Genomic DNA, 20,413 nt, shown 5'->3' on the forward strand with positions numbered 1-20,413 from the left:
AGCGCAAGCACACCTGCACAAGATCACTCCCCGGGCGCCCGGCGCCCGGGGGAGCGGGGGAGTCGGCCCCGCCCTGGAGTGCAAAGGCCCTGATAAGGCGGCCTTCACCTTCACTCGCCAAAGACTGAACTCGGGTCGGCGGAGATCCCGTCGCTGTCTTGTCTCAGTGAACCTGCTCTGCGACCAGGGCTCTGACCTTGAGGTTTAGCAGATTCACTGAGACGGCGGCCCTGAGGCGTCTCAGTGAATCTGCTCCGTGGAGGCGAGATCGACAGTGACGTCTCACTGAATCTGCTTCGCCAGCACCGAAATGATCTATCGCCGCAGCGCTTCCTTCTCCACTTCGACGGCATGGAGGAGATCCGTCACGAAGTCACCGAACTCGGAGTGGGAGACTTTGGACAGTCCTCCCAGGTCGTGGATCCATTGAGAGAACGGGTCGTAGCGGGACCTGTCATCGGTGTAGTGAGGGATGACTCGCTGCTGGATGTCGCTTGTGAGATCGAGGCGCTCGGTCTCGTCGTGGACGATGTGCAGGAGACGAGTTCGCCTGGCGGCGAGAACTTCAATCAAGCTGACGACCTCGGGATATTGGGCTGCACTGAGGTATGGGTCAGCCTCGCCAAACGTACGTCGTCGTTGGTTGCCGCCAATCCGGGCGAGTCGCTCGGCTGCATGATTGCGCGGATCACCCCAGCGGGTCCAATGGCCCAGAAAGGCGAAGGCGAAGGGGGTGACGGCGCGCACCCATCGGCGTCTCAGTTTGTTGATTAAGGCGGTGTGACTGCGTTGCGCAGCGATAATTGCGGTAGCTGGGTTCACGTCCACTTGGCTGCGTTTTGTGTAAGCGCCTGGGCCGATCCAGATTCCGTGCCTGAGGCAGACGTTCTGATCGTGTCGCATCCAGGTGGTGACGTTCTCGGTGATGCCTTTGGCAGCGGTGCATCGGCGACATGGTGAGCGCGCCTCGTTGGCGTTGCCGGCGACGTTGCGGTATTTCACCTTGAGGTGCCTGCGGTCGGGGTGCTGGTCCCGAATCTCGGGAATTGCGTAGGCCAGTGCGGTCATGGATAGTCCGGTGGCCGCGGCCAGGGATGGAAGCTCAGGTTGCGGGAGGGGGTGAAGGTTGTAACGTGTGTGAGACGAGGGTGAGCGCTCTTCTGGCCAGGTGTTCGGGCAGAGATAACAGAGCAGCTCTTCAAGCGGCCAGCGGTGGGCCAGAGAAAGTCGACTCAGGTAAGAGAATGTCGTTTCGTCTGGGAAGGGTTTGAGGGGCCGGGGCAGTCGCCGGATGTCCGGGGCTGGCCATTGCCGCTTCGGCTGCTGATCAGCGGTCACTGGTGGACTTGCGGGCCGCGGCCTCAGCGGCATGGTCTATCCTGATCTTTTCCATGAGACGCCGTGTGACGCACTCGTCCTGAGTCAGGATCGAGCGGATCGCGGACTTGCGGACCAGATGAGACAAGCTGCCGATGGTGCCTCCGGTCCGTTGATGAAGGTATTTCGATTGTCGCGTGAGCGAACCCGACTCGTGCCGGTGCAGCCTCAGCGAGGCTTCCATGCTCGCGACAAGTTGCTTCCATTCGGTGTTGTAAGGGAACTGCTGGGTGTGGGTCATCACGCATCGCCCGGCGATTTGTCGTCCTCGGATCCCGGTGAACAGCCCGCTGCGCTCGACCTCGATTCCGGCATAGACGAACGTGGCCGGCAGATGCTCGGTGAAGTACTTCATGTGATCCGACAGGTCCTCACCCGCAGCGGTTCCAAGGTTGATGTTGTGGATCTCGTCAACAATCACAATGTCGGTGCGGGCATCGACCAGGACCTGGCATACCGCATCGGCGATGTCGGTGACGTTGTGGCGAGGTCGGACGGGAGGTAATTGCAGAAAGCGGGCGAACTCGACTGCGAGTTTGCGGGGCGAGCCCTTAGGCGGGGCGGTGACGTAAACGACCGGAATGCGGTCGACGGTGCTGCCCGGGTGTCGCTTGCGGATCCGCAGCTCGTGCGTGCGACCGAGCTGTTTGATGGCGGTGGTCTTTCCGGTCGTCGCTTCACCCGAGACGATCAGACCCCGCCGGGCCCCTTCCTCGCCCTGGTTGACGAGCGTCAGCAACCGCCCCTCGGTGTTGATTTCCTGGATCGTCGAGGTCATCACCACCGCCATCTCGGAGTGGTAGGCGATGCGAGCCTCGTTGTAGTCCTCCCGCTCCAGATCGCCCAGCTTCTCCCAGACCTCATCGGCAAGGAGGGTGAACGAGGGCGGGTCGGCGTTGACGAACCGCTTCCAACCGTCCAGCGTGGTCGTGGGCGGCCTGCGGTTCTCCAGCTGGACGCCGTCCCGGCTCACCACCATTTCTCTGCCTCCTTGCGGGCATCGAATACCGGCAACGGGATGACCTCCGCAGCATCCTCGGCGTCGTCGCCAGCGATGTGAAGGTCGGGTTCGCTGGTCTCGGGACCGGGCTTGCCTGCATCGTCAACGGGCGACCGTGAAGCAGCCGGGGCCGCCTTGACCTTCGTTTTTGCGACCACTCGTCGGTCTTGCCTGGAGGGCCGGCTCAGACTGGCATCGGGGCCTTCTCCGGCTCTGGTGAGCAGATCGTTGACCGCCTGAGTGATCTCGCTTTCGGTGGCGGACTGGCCAAGTTCCTTGCGGCTGTGGTCCCATGCCAGCTCCCCGAAGGGAGCGACCGCGGTGTCCAGGTGCGTCCAGGGAACGGTGATCCAGCCGCCGTGCCAGTGGTTGCGGACCCAGATCCGGGAGACGTCGTAGGGGTCGTAGCGGATCTCCCAGAGCCCCTTATTGGTCTGCATTCCCGAATCCTGCCGGCGGAACGGTTGAAGCTCCTCGGAGTCGTATTTTCTGTGCCGGATTTTGACTCCGTAGGCGTTGATGCCCCGCCAGGTCGCCGGAAGCAGCTCGATGTAGTCGTCGGGCGACAACGCAGCAAACACATAGCCTGCGGCCTGGACCAGACTGGCGTATTTCTCGTTCGGAGTGAACGCTCGGCCGGGGGCCGAGGGGTCCCGCAGCCCATCATGGGGACGGTTCTGCCAGGCCGCCACGATCCATTCCTCCAGCAGCCCCTGCATTTCATGGATCGACCACAGCGGCTCGTCCTCGACCCGGCGGCCGCGGCGTTCCACCGACGAGCCGGTGTAACCGGACACGAACTGGCAGAACAACGTGCCCACCGACTCGATGGTCCGCTCGATATGCGGCTTGTCAGTTGGCGTGTCCTTATGAGCGGGCTGAAAATTGATGCCCAACGCTGCGCAGGAAGACCGGAAGTTTCGAGAAAAGAACGCCTTGCCGTGATCACACACGATCGTCTCGGGCACGATCACCGGACGAGCCGCCGCCAGCTCAAGCCGTTCGTCCAAGTCCACCATGTGCCGGTAGGGCAGCACCGACCGGCTCATCCTCAAAGCGTCCGGCCAGCCGGGCCGCATCAGTTCCGGGGTGAGTGTTCGAGCCAGCAGCAGCGAGGCGTCCACTGACTTGGTTGTGGGCGACAGAGCCACCGCGGTGAGAGAACGTGTCGCCAGATCGACCATTCCGGTGAGCTCCACTCGGCCGACGACGCCCTTGTCCAGCAGCACCAGCACGTCCAAGGGAGTCGAGTCGATCTCCATGACCTGGCCCGGCCGGACCGCCACCATCTCCCCGAACTTCTCCTCGGGCCGATTAGCCAACGAGCGGCGAGTTCGGGCCGAGCCTGTGATGTGACGACCGGTGGTGAGCCTGTCGAACAGGCGATAGAACGTTGCCCGGGACGGCATCACCACCGTGTCTTCACCATGCTGCTCGGTGAGGATCTGCTCGACCCGCCAGAAGTAGTAGCTGCCCGTCCGTGACGAAGCGTTCTCCTTCTCGGCGATGGCCTGCTGGATCGCGGCGATCACCCGCTGGTCGCTCCGGCCCGCGATGCTCGTGCGCCGACCTGCCCGCTTGTCCAGCACCCCAACCAGTCCCTGGGCCTGGTAGCGCAGTCTCTTGCGGCGGATCGTGTGGACACTGACCCCTTCATGGCCGGCAGCCGTCAACTCCTCAGCCTTGGCCTGCTCCCGCTCGGCCATGGATCGGACAGCCGGGTCGTACTCAGCCCGCGGCGAAGCGCCCGCGGGCGCCTCGGGATGAGTCCCGGTGATCACCTCGAGCAGGTGCTGTTCCCACCACATAGCGAACTCAGCGGCTTCATCCGAGAGCCCGCTCAGCACCTGAGACGACAGCGGGGTCGCCGTGCGTCGGGTGAGGACCTTGAATCCGGGGGAGGCCTGCATAACCGCGACCGGCACCGACCGCACCGCCCCGTGCGGATCCGCCAGATGCACCAACGGCCCAGCCACCCCGGTCACCGTGTGAGGCTGCCCGTCCATGCGAACCTGATCGCCAATCCGCAACGACACCGGCCGCGACACGCTCATCGGCTACTCCCTCCCGCGACGCTTAACGGTGACGACGAACTCAGCAACCGCGTGTGCAGATCCGTCACGATCCTCCGCGACCACATCAGGTGAAACAGCGTCGGCAAGACCGCAAGCCGCGGCCCGGCGGCCCGGACGCCTTCGCCAAGAGCGGTCGGCTCCGAGAAGACCTTCAGCACCCGTTCAGCAACCTCAGGCCGAAGACAGCGGGGATGCCGATAACCCGCAAGCCAATCGACATTGGCTCGCAGCACCGGATCCAGTTCACCCACTCGCCGAAACGCCCAACCGACTCGCTCACAGAGCCTGCTCGTCGCCGCGAACGCCTCCGCGTCCTCCGGCTCGATCCGGTTGTCCGGCCGGACATCGACCACCAGGCCGCCGCCGTCGGCCATGCGCGCGAAATAGTCCGGGACGTGGCGATGGATATTCGACTCGCCCTGCCACCAAATCCGGAACGGCTGGGAGGAGAACCCGACCACGTTCGAGTCGAAGTCCAACAGCATCGCCTGGTCCCGCTCGACCCAGGACTCGAACCCGACGTGCCGGCTGGTCGTCGCTGACCACCACAAGCCCGTGAAGTTCTTCTGGCCTTTGAAGGACGGAAACGACCTCACTGGCAGGGCGTCCTCGAACCTGCGGCCCCAGCACTGTTGGAGGGGCATACGGGCCGATGCACCGCACTCGTCGACGAACTCAAGATCGAAACCCCAACGCTCGCCGACATCCGCCCACGCCTCGCCACCCCGCACCGACACCCCGGACAAGTTCGAAAGACGGCCAGGTACGGGTGAGGACTGTAGCGATCGAACCGCCTTGGCGAGGCAGATTCGATGAGAAATCCGCCCGGAACTTCGCAGATTCAGTGAGACAACCAGTTCGGCAGAGCAGTCTCAATGAGACGACCGCTCGCTAGAGACGCCCCGCGAGGCAGATTCAGTGAGACACCGAGCCGGTCCGTAGCAGCTTGAGTGAGAACCGAGCAGTCTCGCTGAGACGGGACAGTCGCGCAGGTTCGGTCATTCGGCCAGGAATCCGTCAACAGATCACAAACCAGACAGAAGCAGGATTCTGTCTGGTTTGAGGTGAAGAAGAGTTACCGGCCCGCCCGGAGGAGGGGTGGCGCGGGCTCGTCGCCCGCGCCACACGCCCCCTGTCATTTCTTGTACGGACCCACCTTCTCGCGCAGTTCCTGCATGGTGCCCTGGAGGAGCTGCCTGAGCCGGTCACGGTCGGCGCCGTCGGCGTCGGCGTAGTCGTCGATGTCGATCAGCTGCTTCTTCGTCGCGGTGACCGAGTTGAGCTGGTGGTCGAGCTTGATGTCGCCGAACCACGGGCTGCGCAGCATGTTCGCCATGTCGGTCCGGAACATGGCCACCAGGTCGTCGGGGTCGGCGATGTGGTTCTTCACCTCGGCGACGAACGTGAGGGTCGCCTTGCTGCCGAGGACGGCCTGCTGCAGCGCGCTGTCACCGGTCTTGCGGTCCAACACGATCGTGAAGCTGTACAGGACCGGGTCGCCGACCGGCTTGAACCGCACGTACTGCAGGTCGCCGCCGGACTTGATCCCGATGACGGGGCACCCGAGGTGCGCCATCGTGAACACCATCTCGCCGATGAGGGCCTCGTCCTTGCTCTCCCGCGCCTCGGCGTTGTTCTTGAACTTGTTGATCATCGAAAGCATGGCGGTGTCCTCCGGTTCAGGCGGCGATGCGGCCGTGCAGGTACTTCGCGCAGGCCTGCGTGACGGCGGCGATGTGCTCCTGCAGGACGGGGTACTTCACCGTGTAGTGGTCGGCGAAGTACTGGTCCAGGTCCAGCAGCAGCGGCACCTGGACGTAGACGTAGCCGCTGCCGAGGTCGGCGTCGACGGTGAGCACGCCGGGCTCGCCGACGTCGAGGAAGCTGCTCTTGACCTCGGATTTCAGCGCCTGCCACACCGTCCGCGCGTCCTGGACGTACTCGCCGTAGGCCATCGTGACCGCGGCGTGCTGGCCCAGGGTCTTGGCCGCGGTGATGGTCCCGGCGCGGTGCGTCAGCTGGAACATCAGGCGGTGCTTGCGCTCCCGGTGCTGGAACCGCAGGTAGTGGTGGTTGCCGTCGGAGTTCAGGTCGATGAGTGCGTTGCCCTGGGCGACCGCCGCGGTGATGACGGCGCCGACGAGCAGATCGTCGATCTCGCGGGTGTGGAGTTCCTCGGAGAAGCGCTGCCAGCTGCGCTGCACGAGCTGCCCGAAGACCTGGTCGAGGTGTTCGCTCACGGTCACCTTCCGTCGCATGGATCAGGTACAGGGGGTGAGACTCGCGCATTTCGCCGCTGGTTTCATCGTTTTTCCGGCGAGAATGGGGCGGGTGGACGATCCGAGCCGAGTGCCGCGCCTCGTGCCGCCGACGACGGTGGTCCGCGAGTCGTTCCTGGCCGGGGAGCTGGCCGACCTGGCGGCGTCCGGTGGCCCCGGGGACTGGCTGGAGGGCGCCGAGGAGGACTTCGAGGCGTTCGTCGCCGAGCGGCGCGGCGTCCGGCGGCGCTGGGGCGTGCCGTGCACGACGTACTGGTACGTCTCGGGCGAGGACTACATCGGCACGCTGATCATCCGGCACCGGCTGACGCCTGAGCTGGCCGAGGTCGGAGGGCATGTCGGGTACCACGTCGTGCCGGCCTGGCGGCGGCAGGGCCACGCCACGCGGATGCTGGCCGCGGGCCTCACCGAATGCCCCGGCGTCGGCCTGAGACGTGTTCTGCTGACGTGCGCGGCGGACAACGACCCGTCACGCCGGGTGATCTTGGCGAACGGCGGTGTGCACGACGGCCGGGCCCGCGGTGAGGACCGTTTCTGGATCGACCTCGGCACCGAGCACACGTCACGCAACACCTGACGGCACCGTTCCGGACGGCGATCCGCCCCACTTCGCCCGGTTCACACGTGGTCGATAATGAACATTATGTTAAGTAAGACGCCGAATGCCGGATGGAGGCGGCCCAGCCTCATGGGCTGCCCGACAGCGGACTCCGCGCACAGGATCCCGCGCCGCCCTGCGCGGGAGCATCGTCGCGACGCGTTCCTCGGCGACCCACGTCCGCCGCACCGCGAAAGCCGGAGGGTGCGCCGGACGAAGGACGGTGCCTCGCGCCTCGCTCGCGTCGATACGGGACGTGCCCGCCCGCGTAGATCAACGGTTCCATCCGGACGTGCCCGGCTGGTTCAGTGAGACGGGCCCGCCAGCACTACTGCGCGACCTCGCCCGCGCCGCTCCACGGGTGGTCGTGCTCGGCGTATCGCCCGCCCCAGTACTCCTGGTGGGTGGTGGTGTCGTCCGAGCCCGACGCCGTCGTCGTCCAGCAGGTCACCGGCTAGAGCCCGGCACCACCCTCGGAGGACGAGACCGTCGAGTTGTGCTTACCGCCGCAAACCCGTCCTGAAAAGCGGGGCCTGATGGAGAGATCCACCTGCGGCGCGGCTCGAGCTTCCATCGGGGCCGCTCCGTCATCGGCCGGCACGCCACCGCGCTGCGACCCTGGACGACTCCCCCGCGTCACGGTCTAGTGCGCCGTTGGCGCAACAACGCCTGGCTTGAAGACCTGTCGCCCAGGGCCCAGGTGGGTAACCACGGCTTGCGAGTTGCGGGGCTGGAGGGCCTGAGTTCGACCGCTCCGCTTGTGGCACTCCCCCGGATTCGAAAGTATTCCTTGACACGAATATTCGTAGCGAGGAATACTTCTGGGCATGGAGGAACTTCTCGCCGCGTTGGCGGATCCGGCTCGTTGGCGGCTGGTGGGTTTGTTGGCCGAGCGGCCGCGCTCGGTCGGGGTTCTCGCCCGGCTTGCCGGTGCGCGCCAGCCGCAGACGACCAAGCACCTGCAGACGCTGGAACGTGCGGGCGTCGTCACGTCCCAGCGCTCAGGGCAGCGCCGCGTCTACGCGCTGCAGGCCGCTCCCCTGCGGGATCTGGCGGCCGCGCTCGGCCGGTTGGCCGATACCGCGGACCTGGCCGGCGGGGCGCGGGAGACGTTCGACCGCTACGGGCTCAGTCTCGAGGCGGAGCGGTTGGCGGCTGGGGAGGCGGGGTGGGCCGATGGCCGCTCGTTCCGGTTCCACCGGTCGTTGGCGGGAGGTCCTGAGCTGGTGTGGCGCCACCTGACGGAGTCTCCCCTGCTCGCCCGCTGGTGGGCGCCGGAGGACCTGCGTGTCTCGGAGCTGGTGTTCGAGGCGCGGCCGGGTGGGCGGGTCGTCCTGGAGTACCGCGATGTCGAGGACGAGGACGGTTCCGACGCGGTCGCCGGGCGTGCGGAGGGGGTGGTCGAGGAGGTTCGCCCTGGTGAGCGCCTCGCCTACCGGAGTTCGCCGCTGCTTCCCGGTGGCGGCGTGGCCTTCACCGCGCACGTCGACTTCGGCCTTCGGGACACCGGCACGGGCACGGATCTGGACGTCCTGTACCGGATCACCGACAGCACGGTCAGCTCCGCGGACTTCATCGCGGGCATCGAGATCGGGTTCGGGCAGAGCCTGGACAAGCTCGTTGCGCTCGTGGCCGCGGATGCCGGCGGCACTGAGCACGACACCGACAACACGACTCAGGGAGCATGAGATGACGGAGCAGACCGGCGGCCGCAGGGTGATCGCCAACATGAACTTCTCGCTCGACGGGTGCTATGCCAGGAAGGACGCCCCGGAGGACATGGGCTGGGTGATGCCGTTCGCCGTCACCGACGTCGCCCGGGACCACATGAGCGGTCTCTGGGAGACGGCGACGACGGCGCTGCTGGGGCGGGTCAACGCCGAGGGGTTCATGGGTTTCTGGCCGACCGTGATCGGCATGGAGGGCGCCGATCCGCGGGACGAGGGCTTCGCGAAGTGGCTCGTCGGCGCGGAGAAGGTGGTGCTGTCCTCCACTCTCGGGGAGGCTCCGTGGGAGCGGACGAGGGTCGTCGACAGGCCGGCCGCGGACGTCGCCGCGGAGCTGAAGGCGGGCGAGGGCGGCGACATTCTCGTGCCTTCCAGTGCGAGCGTCATCAAGGCGCTGCTGGCGGCGGACATGGTCGACCGGCTGTCGATCATGATCTTCCCGGTCTTTCTCGGCGGCGGGCCGCGTCTGTTCGAGGACGGGCTGCCCGAGGCGCGGTGGACGCTCGCCGGGCAGGCCACGGGTGAGCACGGCGTGCTGAGCCTGGTCTACGACCGGGTCCGCTGAGCGGGGTGTGCGGTTTTGCGGCCGAGGCACGTGGGCGTGTCTCGGCCGCCTGCTCCCCCGGTGTGGAGCAAAGGATCGTCAGTCGGGGCGCTTGGCCATGACGACCAGACCGGGTCCGCTGTACTCCTCCGGGGGGAGCCGCAGTTCGGCGACCGGGTTCAGGCCGGCCTGCTCGATCAGGCTGACGAGTTGTTCCGGCCGCCACTTGTGCGTCGTCCAGCGGACGGGTACGCCTCCGTAGGCCTCGGTGCGGACCGCGTCCTCGTCGCCGACGTGGGTTGCGGTGATGAAGTGTCCGCCTGGCTTCAACGCGCGCGCGAACATGGCCAGGACCTGGGGTAGGACGTGCCGGGGGAGGTTGAACAGTGACCACCATCCGAGCACGCCTCCCAGGGACGCTTCGGAGAGGTCGAGTTCGGTGGCGGAGGCGACGGCGAAGCGGCACTCCGGATGAAGCCGGCGGGCGTTCTCGATCATGCGAGGAGAGAGGTCCACCCCGGATACGTCGAGTCCGCGTTCGGCGAGGTAGGCGGTCACCGTCCCGGGTCCGCAGCCGACGTCGAGGACGGGCCCGAGCCCGCGCACGCTGTCGGCGAAGGCGTCGATCGATGCCTTGTGCCATGGGTGCCGGCGGATGTCGCCGATTCCTGTCGTGACGACCATGTCGGCGTAGTTGCCGGCCACTCGGTCGTAGGAGTCGCGTACGACGTCGAGATCGGCCGGGCGGTCGATGGGGTGTGCGTGCATCAGCAAACGATAGGGCTGTGCCGGGGACGGTCGTGGGCCGGATGCGGGTGTTGAGTTCGGTCAGGCCGGGCCTGGGCGGCGCGGGAGTGGTGGTCTGCTTGGCCATGGCTTTGATGCCGGGCTCGCGGCCGTCATGACGTCCAATGCCGACTTGGGCTGAAGTGCATAGATAGATTTGATGTGTGCTGAATTTGACGCATCTGCGGGTGTTGGAGGCGGTCGCGCGTCATGGGTCGGTGACGGAGGCGGCCAGGGAGCTGCACTATTCGCAGCCGTCGGTGAGCCATCATCTGGGCCGGTTGGAGGCGGCGACGGGTGCGCGGCTGGTGCAGCGTGTGGGGCGGGGCATCCGGCTGACCCCGGAGGGTGAGCTTCTGGCGCAGCGGGCCAGGGAGATCGTCGGGCGGGTGGACGCCGCTTCGGCGGAGCTGGAGGCCCAGGTGGGGCTGCGGGCCGGGCGGGTTCGGGTCGCCGGGTTCCAGACGGTGCTCAGCACGATTGTGCCGAGGGCGGCGGCCGAGCTGGCGGCCTCGTATCCGGGTGTGGAGCTGAATCTCGTCGACGTGCATCCGGTCGAGGGGTTGCGGATGCTGCGTGATGGGCGTGTCGACGTCGCGCTGGTGTTCCGGCATGCCGACACCCCGGATGAGGAGGAGGGGTTCCGGTTGACTCCCCTGCTGGAGGACCCGCTGTACCTGATCGCCCGGGAGCCGGACGCGAGGCTGGAGGATTACCGGGATTCGGCGTGGGTCGGGGGGTGCGAGCGGTGTCGGGCGGCGATGGTGGCGGTGTGCGAGCGCGCCGGGTTCACGCCGCGGATCGCGTTCTCCAGTGACGACATGGTGGTGGTGCAGTCGCTGGTGGCGGCGGGGATGGGGGTGGCGACGCTTCCGGGGCTGGCGTTGGAGGCGCACCGGGAGCCGGGGGTGCACGCGACGGAGATCGAGGGCGGTGCCCGGCAGGTCTTCGCGGTCGCCTACGGCGAGCCGCCGGATCCGCCGGCGACGGCCGCGTTGATCAAGATCTTGGTGTCGAGCGTCTAGCGCGGGCCGGTCGTGGCCATGGGGGCGGGGCGGGCGGTGGCGGTCGTTACATTGGCGGGGCCGCCATGGCGGTGGCGGGCATGCGGTGTGTGGGCGTCGGGAACGGGATGTGGGCGTCGTGGTTCCAGAGCAGTTCGTCCGTGCGCTGGACGGTTTCGAGGCGGTGCTGGCGGCGACGCCCGCGGATCGGTGGCTTTCGCCGTCGCCGTGCGAGGGGTGGGCGGCGGTGGATGTGGCGGGGCATGTCACGGCGGGTCTGCTGGTGGTGGAGCTGCGGGCGGCAGGGCGTCCTCTCCCCCGGGAGGATCCGGACTGGCGGGCGGTGGCCGGTGCGGATCCGCTGGCGTCGTGGCGGGAGGTGCGCGGTCGCATGATGGCGGCGCTGCCGCCCGAGGCGCTGGATCGGCGGATCGGGCTGGCCATCGGTGTGGAGATGACGATGCGTGAGTGGCTGGAGCGGTATCCGCTGGAGCTGCTGGTGCACACGTGGGATCTGGCGCAGGCGACCGGGCAGAGGGTGGTGTTCGACGCGGATCTGGTGGGTCCGGCGCTGGAGACGGCGGAGCGGATGGCGCCTCGGGGGCGTGAGGTGGGCATGGTGGGGCCCGCGGTGGCCGTCCCCGACGATGCCGACGGTCAGGCGCGGCTGCTGGCGCTGTTCGGCCGCTCCCCCGCCGCGGCGGAGGGTGCCCCGGAATAACGGGGGTGCGGGAGCGGGACGGTGGGGTTAGGGTGCGGGGTATGCGACGTCGACATTGATCTTCACCTGAGGCGGGGCTCGCGCGGAGGCTGTACGTCTACGCGTTCCTCGAGGATTTCGTTGTTCTGTACCCGGTGTACGCGGTGCTGTTCGCCGAGACCGGGTTGTCGCCCGCTGCGATCTCGTCGCTGTTCGTGATCTGGTCGGTCACGACGTTCTCTCTTGAGCTGCCGTCCGGTGTGTGGGCGGATGCGTTCTCGCGCCGGTTGCTGCTGGTGGTGTCTCCCCTGCTGGCGGGTGCGGGTTTCGGGTTGTGGGTGTTGTTCCCGTCGTATGCGGCGTTCGCCGTGGGGTTCGTGCTGTGGGGTGCGGGGTCGGCGCTGCGTTCGGGGACGATGCAGGCGCTGGTGTACGAGCGGCTGGAGCGTGTGGGGGCTGCGGGTGCGTACGCGCGTTTGATGGGGCGTTCTGAGGCGGTGTCGCTGCTGGCGGTGGTGGCGGCGTCGGCGGTGGCGTCGCCGGTGCTGGCGGCGGGGGGTTACCGGGCGCTGGGGTTGGCGAGTGTGGCGGTGTGCGCGGTGTGTGCGGTGGCGGGGTGGTTCCTGCCGGAGTCGCGGGGCGGCGGTGAGGATGAGCCGGAGCCGTCGCTTGGGTCGGTGGTGCGCCAGGGGTGGGCGCAGGTGCGGGGTGAGCCGGCGGTGCGGTGGGCGCTGCTGCTGGTCGTGGCGGTGGAGGGTGTGACGGCGCTGGACGAGTACGTGCCGTTGCTGGTGCGGTCGACGGGGGTGGCGGCGGCGTCGGTTCCGTTGCTGGTGTTGGTGGTGACGGTCGGTGACGCGGTGGGCGGCTGGCTGGCGGGGCGTGGTGTGCGGTGGCTGGCGCCGGTGCTGGCGGTGGGTGCGGTGTGCCTTGCGGTGGGGTCGTTGAGCGGGCGGCCGGGTGGGCTGGTGCTGGTGGCGGTGGCGTTCGGGGTGTTCCGGTGGGCGATGGCGGCTGCGGACGCGCGGTTGCAGGACCGGATCGGTGACGGGGCTCGGGCGACGGTGACGTCGGTGGCGGGGTTCGGGTCGGAGACGGTGGCGGTGCTGGCGTTCGCCGGGTATGCGGTGGGTTCGCGGTGGGCGGGCGCGGGGGTGCTGATGGGTGCGGCGGCGGTGCCGTATCTGCTGACGGCGGTCGTCCTGGGGGCGGGGGCGCGGCGGGGGCGCGTACATCGGGAGATGTAGGCGGGCGGGGGGTGCTGCGCCAAAGGCGCAGGGCGGTTGCACGCTCGCGTCCGATTCGGTGGCGGGGTGTGCGCTTCGAGGATCGTGGGGTCGTTGCGGATCGATTCTTGGAGCGTGTGCTGATGGGTGGGGACGCGCTGGTTCTGGCGCGGGTGCAGTTCGCGTTGACGGCCGGTACGCATTTCCTGTTCGTGGCGTTGACGCTGGGGCTGGCGACGCTGGTGGCGTTGACGCAGACGCGGGCGGCGGTGTCGGGCAGTGCGGTGCATGCGCGGATGGTGCGTTTCTGGGGGCAGCTGTACGTCGTCAACTATGCGGTGGGGATCGTCACCGGTCTGGTGATGGAGTTCCAGTTCGGGTTGAACTGGTCGGGTCTGTCGCGGGTGACGGGGAACGTGTTCGGGGCGCCGCTGGCGCTGGAGACGATCGTGGCGTTCTTCGTGGAGTCGACGTTCCTGGGGTTGTGGATCTTCGGGTGGGATCGGCTGAACCGGTGGGTGCATCTGGCGCTGATCTGGGTGGTGACGCTGACGGCGTACCTGTCGGCGTACTTCGTGCTGGTGGCGAACGGGTGGATGCAGCGTCCGGTGGGGTTCGAGATGGTGGACGGCGCGGCGCGGCTGACCGATGCGGGGGCGCTGCTGGCGAATCCGACGGCGGTGCTGGCGTTCTTCCATGTGCTGTTCGGGGGGCTGCTGACGGCGGGGTTCTTCATGGCCGGGGTGAGCGGCTATCACCTGCTGCGGCGGACGGGTGAGGTGGAGTTCTTCCGGCGGTCGATGCGGATCGGGCTGGTGACGGTGATCGTGTCGGTGATGCCGGTGGTGGTCTTCGGCGGGACGCAGTTCGAGTACGTGCAGCCGACGAAGGGCGGCGGGGACGACGCGGCGGCGGCGGTGGCCGATTTCACGGCGCGGTTCGGGCCGGACGACTACATGCCTCCGGGGCTGGCGGGCGCCGGTGAGGCGCTGATGACGACGATGTGGCTGCTGATGCTGATCGTGGCGGCGGTGGCGCTGGTGAAGGTGCCGTTCGGGCGATGGCTGGTGCGGGGCCGGGTCTTTCACGTGCTGGTGATCGCGGCGGTGCCGCTGCCGTATGTGGCGATGCTGTCGGGGTGGATGTTCCGCGAGGTGGGGCGGCAGCCGTGGATGGTCTACGGGGTGCTGAAGACGCGGGACGCGGTGTCGCCGGAGGTGGGTGCGGGGGCGGTCACGGCGTCGTTCGCGGCGTTCTCGGTGCTGTTCGCGGTGCTGTTCGTGGTGAACGCGTGGCTGCTGGCGCGGTTCGCGCGGCGCGGTCCGGAGGGTGCGGGGCTGGGCGCCGCTCCCCCGGCGGGTCCGGCCGAGCCGGTGTTGAGCGCGACGTTCTGACAGGAGCTGTTCGATGGAGTCTCTCGCGGTGGTGTTGCTGGCGGTGTTCGCCGGCGGGTATCTGGTGCTGGGCGGTGCCGATGTCGGGGTGGGGATGCTGCTGCCGTGGCTGGGCCGTGACCAGCGGGAGCGGCGGCTGGTGATCGCCTCGTTCGCGCCGTTCTTCCTGGGCAACGAGGTGTGGCTGGTGGCTGCGGCGGGCCTGGTGGCGGGTGCGTTCCCGGGGCTGGAGCACCGGCTGCTGGAGGAGCTGTTCCCGCTGTTCGTGGTGCTGCTGATCGGCTGGGTCGTGCGGGACATGGGGCTGTGGCTGCGGGGCCGGGTGGACGCGGCGGCGTGGCGCGGGGCGTGCGACGCGGCGGTCGTGGCGGGCAGTTGGGCGCTGGCGCTGGCGTGGGGGTCGGTGCTGGGGTCGGTGCTGGCCGGCGGCGGGCTGAACGCCGGGAGCGTGCTGGGGCTGCCGCTGGCGGCGCTGTTCGCCTGGCACGGCGCGGGGTTCGCGCGGTGGCGGCTGCCGGCGGGGCCGGCGGAGCGGGCGGGCCGGTTCCCGGCGCGGTACGGGCTGTCGGCGCTGGTGATGGCGTGGGCGCCGGTGGTGGCCGGTTCGCAGGTGCCGTGGTCGCAGGTGGTGGCCGAGGGGGCGGGGCTGACGATGACGGCGGTGGTGACGGTGGCGGTGCTGCCGCTGCTGGTGGCGTCGCAGGCGCTGGTGTGGTGGACGTTCCGGGGCCGGGTGCAGGCCCCCTCGTACCTGTAGCGGGGCCGTGGTGAAGAAGGTCGAGCGGCGGCTGCTGGGGCTGCTGCCCCGCGGGGTGGTGGCGGCGCTGGGGGTGCTGGCGGCGGGGCAGGGCGTGCTGCTGGTGGTGCAGGCGGAGCTGCTGGTGCGGGCGGTGGCCGGTGTGGACGCAGGTCCGCTGCCGTGGCTGGCGGGTGCGGTCGCGGGGCGGGCGGTGCTGGCGTGGGCGGCGGCGCGGATGGCGGGCCGGGCGGCGGCGGGGGTGAAGCGGGGGCTGCGTGAGGGGCTGCTGCGCGGGCGTCCGGGTGAGGAGGGGCGGGCGGGGGCGCGGGTGACGCTGCTGACGCGGGGCCTGGACGCGGTCGACCCGTTCTTCACCGGGTATGTGCCGCAGCTGCTGGCGGCGTGCGTGGTGCCGGTGGTGGTGCTGGCCCGGCTGGCGTCGGTGGACTGGGCGTCGGCGCTGGTGGTGGCGGTGACGGTGCCGCTGGTGCCGGTGTTCGGCGCGCTGGTGGGGTTGCGGACGGCGGCGCTGACGGGGCGGCAGTGGGGGTTGCTGCACCGGCTGGGCGGTCATTTCCGGGACGTGCTGGCGGGGCTGGGGACGTTGCGGGCGTTCGGGCGGACCGGGCACCAGTCGGTGGTGGTGCGGGAGCTGGCGGGCGAGCACCGGCGGGCGAGTGTGCGGGCGCTGCGGGTGGCGTTCCTGTCGTCGCTGGTGCTGGAGTTGGTGTGCGCGCTGTCGGTGGCGGTGGTGGCGGTCCCGGTGGGGTTGCGGCTGCTGGAGGGCGGCATGGCGCTGCGGGCGGGTCTGCTGGTGCTGGTGCTGACGCCGGAGGTGTATCTGCCGTTGCGGGCGCTGGGGCAGCGGTTCCACGCCAGCGCGGAGGGGGTCGCGGCGGCGGAGGCGGCGTTCGCCGCGCTGGACGCGCGGCCGGGAGCGGCGGCGGGCGGTGCCGTGCCGGGGCGCGGGGCGCCGGAGATCGTGCTGGAGGAGGTGACCGTCCGCTATCCGGGGTCGGAGCGGGCGGCGCTGGAGAGGGTGTCGCTGCGGATCGCGGCGGGTGAGCGGGTGGCGGTGACGGGGCCGTCGGGGGCGGGCAAGTCGACGCTGCTGCTGGTGCTGGCGGGGCTCGTGGCGCCCGATTCGGGGCGGGTGCTGGTCGACGGGGTGGATCTGGCGGAGTTGGACGTCGCGGCGTGGCGGTCGCGGCTGGGGTGGGTTCCGCAGCGTCCGCACCTGTTCGCGGCGTCGGTGGCCGACAACATCCGCCTCGCGGACCCCGGCGCGGGGACGGGCCGGGTCGCGGAGGCGGCGCGGGCGGCGGCGGTGGACTTCGTGGACGACCTGCCGGACGGGTGGGACACGGTGCTCGGGGAGGGCGGTGCGGGGCTGTCGGCGGGGCAGCGGCAGCGGCTGGCGATCGCGCGGGCGTTCCTTTCGGGCGGGCCGGTGATGCTGCTGGACGAGCCGACGGCGCGGCTGGACCTGCACAGCGAGCGGGTGCTGGTGGACGCGGCGGTGCGGCTGCTGGCCGGGCGGACGGCGGTGCTGGTGGCGCACCGTCCGGCGCTGCTGCGGGCGGCGGACCGGGTGGTGCGGCTGGAGGGCGGCCGGGTCGTGCCGCGGGTGGCCGAGGAGGCGGCGTGACAAGCGCGGGCGGTGTGCAGGGCGGGGGTGTGTGGGGGGCGGTGCGTCCGCACGCGGTGCGGCTGGCGGCCGCGGCGTTGGCGGGCGCGGCGGCGGAGCTGTGCGGGCTGGGGCTGATCGCGGCGGCGGCGTGGCTGATCGCGCGGGCGTCGCAGCGGCCGGAGCTGGCGGCGCTGTCGCTGGCGATCGTGGCGGTGCGGGGGTTCGCGCTGGCGAAGGGGTCGCTGCGGTACGTGGAGCGGCTGGCCGGGCATGACGCGGCGCTGCGAGTGCTGGCGGAGCTGCGGGGGCGGGTGTTCGACGCCCTGGCGGCGGCGCGCGCGGACGCGCGGCGGCGGGTGCGGGACGGTGACGCGCTGACCCGGATGGTGTCGGACGTGGAGGCCGTCCAGGATCTGCTGCTGCGGTGCGCGCTGCCGGCGGTGGCGGCGGTGGTGTGCGGGGCGGCGGGCGTGGCGGTGTGCGCGCTGGTGCGGGCGCCGGCCGCGGCGGTGCTGGCCGGCGGCCTGCTGGTGGCGGGGGTGGCGCTCCCGGTGGTGGCGGCGGTGGCCGGGGGGCGTGCGGCGGCGCGGACGGCGGCCGGGCGCGAGGCGCTGGCGGTGCGTGCGCTGGACGTGCTGGAGGGCGCGGCGGACCTGGCGATGGCGGGGGCGTCGGCGCGGTACGCGGCGCGGGCGGGTGACGCGGCGCGGCGCCTGGAGCGCGCCGAGCGTGCGGCGGCGCGGGTGTCGGCGCTGGTGGCGGGCGCCGGGTTCGCGGTGCAGGGCGTCACCGTCGCGGCGGTCGCCTGGGTGGGCCTGCGGGCGGGGGTGGACGAGGTCGGCGCGGCGGTGCTGGCGCTGACGTCGCTGGTGGCGGTGGAGTCGGTGCTGCCGCTGGCGGGCGCGGCGCAGCGGCTGCGGGAGGCGGCGTCGGCGCTGCGGCGGGTCGCGGCCGTGCTGGCCGCTCCCCCGGCGGCGGGGCGGGAGCGTCCCGCGCCGCTGCCGGCCGGGCCGCTGGAGGTGGAGCTGCTCGGCGTCACCGTCACCTACGGCGGCGGGCGGGGCGCCGGCTGGGAGGGGGCGGCGCTGGACGGGGTGGATCTGCGGGTGGAGCGGGGCCGGCGCGTCGCGGTGGTCGGGGCGAGCGGCGCGGGCAAGAGCACGCTGCTGGCGGCGGTGTGCGGGGAGGTGGAGGCGGCGTCGGGCGCGGTCGTGCTGGGCGGCCGTCCGCTGGGCGAGTACGCGCCCGGGGACGTGCGGGCGGCGGTGCGGGGGCTGGCGCAGGACGCGCACGTGTTCGCCGGGTCGGTCCGGGCGAACCTGCTGCTGGCGCGCCCGGACGCGAGCGAGGCGCGGCTGCGGGAGGCGGCGGCGCGGGCGCGGTTCGCCGAGGTGGTGGAGGAGGAGCTGCCGGAGGGGTGGGACACGGTGGTCGGCGCGGGCGGGCGGGGCCTGTCGGGCGGGCAGCGGCAGCGGCTGCTGCTGGCGCGGGCGCTGCTGGCCGACCCGCCGGTGCTGGTGCTGGACGAGCCGGCCGAGGCGCTGGATCCGCCGGTGGCGGACGTGCTGACGCGCGATCTGCTGGAGGCGCCGGGCGGGGGGACGCTGCTGCTGGTCACGCACCGGCTCGCGGCGCTGCCGGCGGCGGACGAGATCGTGGTGCTGGACCGGGGGCGGGTGGTGCAGCGCGGCCGGCACGCCGACCTGGTGGCCGTGCCGGGCGCCTACCGCGACCTGTGGGACGCCGAGCTCCTGTCCGCTTGACCCGCTCGGGGGGTCGTTTCGCGCAGGATGCGCCCGAGGATCGCGATGCCCTCGGTGAGGGCGGACCCGGGGACCGCCGCGTAGCCGAGGACCAGCCCGGGCGGGTGCGGGCGCTGCGCGTGCCAGGACAGCGGATGGGTCTTCACGCCGTGCTCCAGCGCCGCCGCGGCGAGGTCGGCGTCGCCGGTCCCGTCGCCGGTCCCGTCGCCGGTCCCGTCGCCGAGGCCGCCGGGGAAGGTGACGGTCAGGTGCAGGCCCGCTGCGGCGCCGTGGACGCGGGCGCCCGGCAGGTGCGCGCCGATCGCGGCGATCATGGTGTCGCGGCGGTGGCGGTGGCGGCGCCGCAGCAGCCGCAGGCCGCGTTCCATCTCCCCCGAGGCCATCAGCTCGGCCAGCACGAGCTGGGGCAGGGCGGCGTTGCCGAGGTCGGCGAAGCGCTTCTCGGCGACGACCGCGTCCAGGTGGGCGGGCGGCGGCAGGATCCAGCCGGTCCGCAGCGCCGGGGCCAGGAGCTTTGACACGCTGCCGGTGTGGAAGACGCGGTCGGCGAGCATGGACCGCAGGGCCGGGGCGGGCGGCCGGTCGTAGCGGTGCTCGGCGTCGTAGTCGTCCTCGATGACCAGGCCGCCGCCGGCGGCCCAGCGCATCAGCTCGCGGCGGCGGCGCCCGCCGAGCACGACCCCGGTCGGGAACTGGTGGGCGGGGGTGAGCAGCACGGCGGGGGCGCCGGTGTCGCGGAGCAGGTCGACGCGGATCCCGTCGGCGTCGACGGGGACGGGCGGGGTGGCGGTCCCCCAGTGCCGCAGGTGCTGGCGGGCGCCGAGCGAGCCGGGGTCCTCCACGGCGACGGCGCCGATCCCGTCCCGGGCCAGGACGCGGGCGATGAGGCCGATGGCCTGCGCGGTCCCGGCGGTGACGACGAGCGCGTCAGGGTCGGCGCGGATCCCGCGGGTGCGGGCGAGCCAGGCGGCGATGGCGGTGCGCAGCGCGGGGACGCCGCGCGGGTCGCCGTAACCGAGGGCGGCGGCGGGCAGGTCGCGCAGGACGGTGCGTTCGGCGCGCTGCCAGGCGGCGCGCGGGAACGCGGCCAGGTCGGGCAGGCCGGGTGTCAGGTCGATGCGGGCGGGCCGGTCGCGCAGGACGTCGAAGACGTCCGCGCCCGGTTCGCCGGGGAAGGGCGCGCCGGGCGGCGGCGCGGGCGAGGCGGCGGGCGGGACCGCGGAGGCCGGGACGGCCGGGGCCGGGGCGGGGGTGAGCGGGGCGGCGACGACGACGGTGCCGGCGCGGCCGCGTCCGGCGAGGTGGCCTTCGTCGGCCAGGCGCTGGTAGGCCTCGGTGACCACGCCGCGGGAGACCCGCAGTTCGGCCGCCAGCACGCGGGTGGCGGGCAGGCGGGACCCGACGGGCAGGCGGCCGTCGGCGATCGCGTCGCGCAGGCGCCCGGCGAGCCAGTCCGACAGGCCCCGCGGCGGGGCGTCGGAGGGGTCGAGCTGGAGGAAGTCCGACCCCCGAGTTATGGACCGTTCGGGTTGCTCGCCATTGGACCTGTTCACCAGGCCATTGTGGGGCCA

The 20,413-nt window shown here is 70.9% G+C and carries 19 protein-coding genes; 10 read left to right on the plus strand and 9 right to left on the minus strand.

Translation table 11 applies throughout. The features are described 5' to 3' along the window. Positions 1 to 315 precede the first annotated feature (315 nt). From BM339_RS24900 to BM339_RS24925, 6 genes are all read right to left on the minus strand, one after another. Positions 316 to 1,068 (minus strand): hypothetical protein, encoded by a 753-nt coding sequence (locus tag BM339_RS24900; RefSeq protein ID WP_337959928.1) that lies wholly within the window; start codon positions 1,066 to 1,068, stop codon positions 316 to 318. 259 nt (positions 1,069 to 1,327) lie between these two features. Further along, a complete protein-coding gene (locus BM339_RS24905) occupies positions 1,328 to 2,356 on the minus strand; it encodes an ATP-binding protein (protein ID WP_075022385.1) in 1,029 nt (342 codons plus the stop codon). Then, a complete protein-coding gene (locus tag BM339_RS24910; protein WP_075022386.1) occupies positions 2,347 to 4,431 on the minus strand; it encodes a Mu transposase C-terminal domain-containing protein in 2,085 nt (694 codons plus the stop codon). Before BM339_RS24910 ends, BM339_RS24905 begins: the two co-directional genes overlap by 10 nt. After that, entirely contained in the window at positions 4,428 to 5,189 is a 762-nt protein-coding gene (locus BM339_RS24915; RefSeq protein WP_075022387.1) for a TnsA-like heteromeric transposase endonuclease subunit, read from the minus strand. The genes BM339_RS24910 and BM339_RS24915 overlap by 4 nt, the downstream gene beginning before the upstream one ends. Positions 5,190 to 5,587: 398 nt before the next feature. Further along, a complete protein-coding gene (locus tag BM339_RS24920) occupies positions 5,588 to 6,115 on the minus strand; it encodes a hypothetical protein (protein WP_075022388.1) in 528 nt (175 codons plus the stop codon). A gap of 16 nt (positions 6,116 to 6,131) precedes the next feature. Beyond that, a complete protein-coding gene (locus BM339_RS24925) occupies positions 6,132 to 6,692 on the minus strand; it encodes a hypothetical protein (protein ID WP_021596008.1) in 561 nt (186 codons plus the stop codon). 91 nt (positions 6,693 to 6,783) lie between these two features. Between BM339_RS24925 and BM339_RS24930 the strand changes: the two genes are divergently transcribed. Next, complete coding sequence (locus BM339_RS24930) at positions 6,784 to 7,308, plus strand: GNAT family N-acetyltransferase (protein WP_218163749.1); 525 nt, start codon at positions 6,784 to 6,786, stop codon at positions 7,306 to 7,308. 349 nt (positions 7,309 to 7,657) lie between these two features. On the opposite strand, the gene BM339_RS51675 is transcribed toward BM339_RS24930, so the two are convergent. Beyond that, positions 7,658 to 7,780, minus strand: a complete 123-nt coding sequence (locus tag BM339_RS51675) for a hypothetical protein (RefSeq protein WP_021596006.1) — start codon at positions 7,778 to 7,780, stop codon at positions 7,658 to 7,660. A 376-nt stretch (positions 7,781 to 8,156) separates the two neighbouring features. On the opposite strand from BM339_RS51675, the gene BM339_RS24940 reads away from it, so the two are divergent. Further along, positions 8,157 to 9,017: a metalloregulator ArsR/SmtB family transcription factor gene (locus BM339_RS24940; protein ID WP_021596005.1), complete on the plus strand. Its 861-nt coding sequence runs from the start codon at positions 8,157 to 8,159 to the stop codon at positions 9,015 to 9,017. 1 nt (position 9,018) lies between these two features. After that, a complete protein-coding gene (locus BM339_RS24945) occupies positions 9,019 to 9,621 on the plus strand; it encodes a dihydrofolate reductase family protein (protein ID WP_021596004.1) in 603 nt (200 codons plus the stop codon). Positions 9,622 to 9,699: 78 nt separating this feature from the next. Here BM339_RS24945 and BM339_RS24950 read toward each other — a convergent pair whose 3' ends face one another. Next, the gene (locus BM339_RS24950; protein WP_021596003.1) at positions 9,700 to 10,368 is read right to left on the minus strand and encodes a class I SAM-dependent methyltransferase; all 669 of its coding nucleotides are present in this window, start codon (positions 10,366 to 10,368) and stop codon (positions 9,700 to 9,702) included. Between the two features lie 182 nt (positions 10,369 to 10,550). Between BM339_RS24950 and BM339_RS24955 the strand changes: the two genes are divergently transcribed. The 7 genes from BM339_RS24955 to cydC all read left to right on the plus strand — a co-directional run bounded on the left by BM339_RS24955 (position 10,551) and on the right by cydC (position 18,842). Beyond that, a complete protein-coding gene (locus BM339_RS24955) occupies positions 10,551 to 11,411 on the plus strand; it encodes a LysR family transcriptional regulator (RefSeq protein WP_075022391.1) in 861 nt (286 codons plus the stop codon). 109 nt (positions 11,412 to 11,520) lie between these two features. Next, the gene (locus tag BM339_RS24960) at positions 11,521 to 12,111 is read left to right on the plus strand and encodes a TIGR03086 family metal-binding protein (protein WP_075022392.1); all 591 of its coding nucleotides are present in this window, start codon (positions 11,521 to 11,523) and stop codon (positions 12,109 to 12,111) included. An 89-nt stretch (positions 12,112 to 12,200) separates the two neighbouring features. After that, positions 12,201 to 13,337, plus strand: a complete 1,137-nt coding sequence (locus BM339_RS24965; RefSeq protein WP_075022393.1) for an MFS transporter — start codon at positions 12,201 to 12,203, stop codon at positions 13,335 to 13,337. A 122-nt stretch (positions 13,338 to 13,459) separates the two neighbouring features. Next, positions 13,460 to 14,710, plus strand: coding sequence for a cytochrome ubiquinol oxidase subunit I (locus BM339_RS24970; RefSeq protein WP_075022491.1), 1,251 nt, complete (start codon positions 13,460 to 13,462; stop codon positions 14,708 to 14,710). Between the two features lie 13 nt (positions 14,711 to 14,723). Then, positions 14,724 to 15,467, plus strand: coding sequence for a cytochrome d ubiquinol oxidase subunit II (locus BM339_RS24975; RefSeq protein ID WP_024936611.1), 744 nt, complete (start codon positions 14,724 to 14,726; stop codon positions 15,465 to 15,467). Between the two features lie 10 nt (positions 15,468 to 15,477). Further along, positions 15,478 to 17,097 carry a thiol reductant ABC exporter subunit CydD gene (gene cydD, locus BM339_RS24980; RefSeq protein WP_083597899.1) on the plus strand — a complete coding sequence of 540 codons (1,620 nt, stop codon included), beginning with the start codon at positions 15,478 to 15,480 and terminating at the stop codon, positions 17,095 to 17,097. Then, on the plus strand, positions 17,094 to 18,842 hold the full coding sequence (gene cydC, locus BM339_RS24985; RefSeq protein WP_256255445.1) for a thiol reductant ABC exporter subunit CydC: 1,749 nt from the start codon (positions 17,094 to 17,096) through the stop codon (positions 18,840 to 18,842). Before cydD ends, cydC begins: the two co-directional genes overlap by 4 nt. Here cydC and pdxR read toward each other — a convergent pair. Further along, positions 18,803 to 20,395: a MocR-like pyridoxine biosynthesis transcription factor PdxR gene (pdxR, locus tag BM339_RS24990; protein ID WP_075022395.1), complete on the minus strand. Its 1,593-nt coding sequence runs from the start codon at positions 20,393 to 20,395 to the stop codon at positions 18,803 to 18,805. The two genes, cydC and pdxR, sit on opposite strands and share 40 nt — an antisense overlap. Positions 20,396 to 20,413: the final 18 nt, after the last annotated feature.

Source organism: Actinomadura madurae (genome assembly GCF_900115095.1).
In the GTDB taxonomy this organism is placed as follows: Bacteria; Actinomycetota; Actinomycetes; order Streptosporangiales; family Streptosporangiaceae; genus Spirillospora; species Spirillospora madurae.

Coding starts and splice junctions, on each gene's coding strand:
- BM339_RS24900 (WP_337959928.1), bottom strand. CDS start 1,068: ATGACCGCACTGGCCTACGCAATTCCCGAGATTCGGGACCAGCACCCC.
- BM339_RS24905 (WP_075022385.1), bottom strand. CDS start 2,356: ATGGTGGTGAGCCGGGACGGCGTCCAGCTGGAGAACCGCAGGCCGCCC.
- BM339_RS24910 (WP_075022386.1), bottom strand. CDS start 4,431: ATGAGCGTGTCGCGGCCGGTGTCGTTGCGGATTGGCGATCAGGTTCGC.
- BM339_RS24920 (WP_075022388.1), bottom strand. CDS start 6,115: ATGCTTTCGATGATCAACAAGTTCAAGAACAACGCCGAGGCGCGGGAG.
- BM339_RS24940 (WP_021596005.1), top strand. CDS start 8,157: ATGGAGGAACTTCTCGCCGCGTTGGCGGATCCGGCTCGTTGGCGGCTG.
- BM339_RS24945 (WP_021596004.1), top strand. CDS start 9,019: ATGACGGAGCAGACCGGCGGCCGCAGGGTGATCGCCAACATGAACTTC.
- BM339_RS24950 (WP_021596003.1), bottom strand. CDS start 10,368: ATGCACGCACACCCCATCGACCGCCCGGCCGATCTCGACGTCGTACGC.
- BM339_RS24970 (WP_075022491.1), top strand. CDS start 13,460: ATGGGTGGGGACGCGCTGGTTCTGGCGCGGGTGCAGTTCGCGTTGACG.
- BM339_RS24975 (WP_024936611.1), top strand. CDS start 14,724: ATGGAGTCTCTCGCGGTGGTGTTGCTGGCGGTGTTCGCCGGCGGGTAT.